The following is a 2241-nucleotide window of genomic DNA, read 5'->3' as shown; positions in this document are numbered from 1 at the left end:
CCCACCTCCTGCGGATCTTTCTCCCTACGGTTCATGATTAGGAAACCCAAAAAGGGTCGATTCAGTTTCCTAACCATCAAGATCTTTCAGTGTTCTCAGGCGTTTTTTCTGCCCAATTTTTTTCGCCTCCCGACCGATATCTGCAATAACCCCATCCAGAACGTCCAGCGCGTCATCCAGTGCCGATATTTCGTAGGAGCGGACAAACGCAACCAGCATCGCCGTTCTTCTTGCGGGTGGCATCCTGGCTATTTTGTACACTGAAATCATATCAGCATATCGTGCGACTGAATTGAAACGCACCGGAGGAATACCGGTAAAGTCGAGACCCTGCATACCAAATGCTTTCAGTTTCAGGTAGCGCGAGACGGCCTGATTAAATGCCGGACCGCTGATGGCAACAGGACCTTTCCTTAACTGATCAAAATGTGAAGTACGCACTCCATCAGGAACCTGTAACAGTTCTTCAAGTAATGAGCATTGTTCTCCTGATGCCAGCCCGGAAAGACGTGACCAGAGCCTATCTGCTGATTTTTCACGAATTTCCGATATCAGACGGGTCAGCGTGGTTACGCCAGGCAACAGTATTTTGTTTTGCAGGAGCCAGCTGGTAGCCAGATCGAAAAGTAATCCCGGTCGTTCATTGCTGAGCCAGCTGCGGGTGAACAGTAAACGGCTCAGCCTGAAGGTCCACGGCCAGGCAAAATCACGATAGCCATACTGCCGTCGTATCAGTGCCTGATGTTCGCGCAATGTGGTTTCTCTTCTGGAATATTCGGAAAGAACGCCTGTATCAGATATTCCCAGTTGTCGTGCAACAAACCACTGTACGTTAGCCGGGATCAATGACAGGTTATGGGGCCATGTGCCAAGAAAGCGAACACATCCAATCAGCAACGCCACTGCAAGACGGTTTGCCCTGCCGCGCCGGTTGTTAATGAACTCCATATCCGCTTCATCCAACAGAAAGAAGCGGGCCAACTGAACATCATTAGGTTCGCCGGAAAACTGACCATAGCTGGCCCGTTGATCGGCATTTAAAAAATCGGCGGGCACAATAGCCTCCCTGGCATGAGTAAAGAAAACGGTCGTTTTCTTTACTATGGTTCTTCGTTCAAACTCAAAACGAGAAGACTGAATAATTGGTGTTAACATACCCGATAAAGAAATCAATGTTAACATTGGTTTATAATTAACGAGTATATTGCCATTTTGGGGATGAAATAATGCTGATCGGATACGCCCGGGTCTCAACCGATGACCAGAATCTGGATTTGCAGCGGGATGCGCTTCAGGCAACAGGGTGCGGAAAAATATTCGAAGACCAGATCAGTGGAGCCAAAGCTGAACGTCCAGGGATACAGGCAGCACTCCACTTTGCCCGTCCCGGAGACACCCTGGTGATCTGGCGACTGGATCGTCTGAGCCGTTCCCTGAAAGACTTAATTGAAATGGTTAAACATCTGGAGTCGAAGGGTATCGGTTTAAAAAGCCTTCAGGAATCCATCGACACAACCTCCAGTTCCGGAATGCTGATATTTCATCTTTTTGGGGCGCTGGCAGAATTTGAACGTAACCTGACAAGAGAGAGAACTCAGGCCGGGCTTCAGGCAGCGCGAGCCAGAGGACGTAAGGGCGGCAGGCCGAAAACACTGAGCAAAGATAAACAGGCCCTTGCCGTTCAACTCTATAACGATAAAAAACATACAGTTGCGCAGATTTGTGTGTTGATGGGGATATCGAGGCCAACGCTGTACAAATACATAGAGTCAGCCAGGCTGGTCAATAAATGTACTTAGCGTACGTTTTCGTACGGTTGGGCTTCAGACCCCGAAAACAGCGGGATGGGCTTTTTCATTGGTCATGTCCCACAGCGTCGTCGGTCAGGGCGTCGTCGGTGAGCGCGGCAACATCCTCGGCCGGACGCTTGCTGACCGGCGGCAGTTCGGCCTGGCCGCTGAGGTAATGGGTTCGCACCTGTGCCTCGATGTCGGCGAACAGGGCAGGGTGCTCCCTGAGCCAGGCCACGGTGTTCTCGCGCCCCTGTCCCAGTCGCTCTTCGCGATAGCTGTACCAGGCGCCGGCCTTGCTGATGATTTTCGCCGCCACTGCCAGGTCCAGCACCTCGCCGGCGCGGGAAATCCCTTCGCCGTACAGCAGCTGAAACTCGGCCTGGCGGAACGGCGGTGCCACCTTGTTCTTGACCACCTTGACGCGGGTCTCGCTGCCAATCACCACCGG

Annotated in this window: 1 protein-coding gene and 2 pseudogenes; 1 reads left to right on the top strand and 2 read right to left on the bottom strand. The window is 51.9% G+C overall.

What is annotated here, in order from left to right; translation table 11 throughout:
* Positions 1–75 precede the first annotated feature (75 nt).
* Positions 76–1056 (bottom strand): annotated as a pseudogene (locus AC4PR2_RS28420) (DUF4158 domain-containing protein); the annotation flags it as partial.
* Positions 1057–1226: 170 nt separating this feature from the next.
* Here AC4PR2_RS28420 and AC4PR2_RS28415 point away from each other — a divergent pair.
* Entirely contained in the window at positions 1227–1799 is a 573-nt protein-coding gene (locus AC4PR2_RS28415) for a recombinase family protein (protein WP_208061796.1), read from the top strand.
* Positions 1800–1854: 55 nt separating this feature from the next.
* Here the strand turns inward: AC4PR2_RS28415 and recA are convergent.
* Positions 1855–2241: pseudogene (gene recA, locus AC4PR2_RS28410) on the bottom strand (recombinase RecA); the annotation flags it as partial.

This window comes from Serratia sp. A07, from assembly GCF_058725505.1.
This window is presented reverse-complemented; position numbering and strand designations above follow the sequence as displayed.

What these genes read in the sequence shown, in the direction of transcription:
- AC4PR2_RS28415 (WP_208061796.1), top strand. Translation starts at nt 1,227, where the DNA reads ATGCTGATCGGATACGCCCGGGTCTCAACCGATGACCAGAATCTGGAT.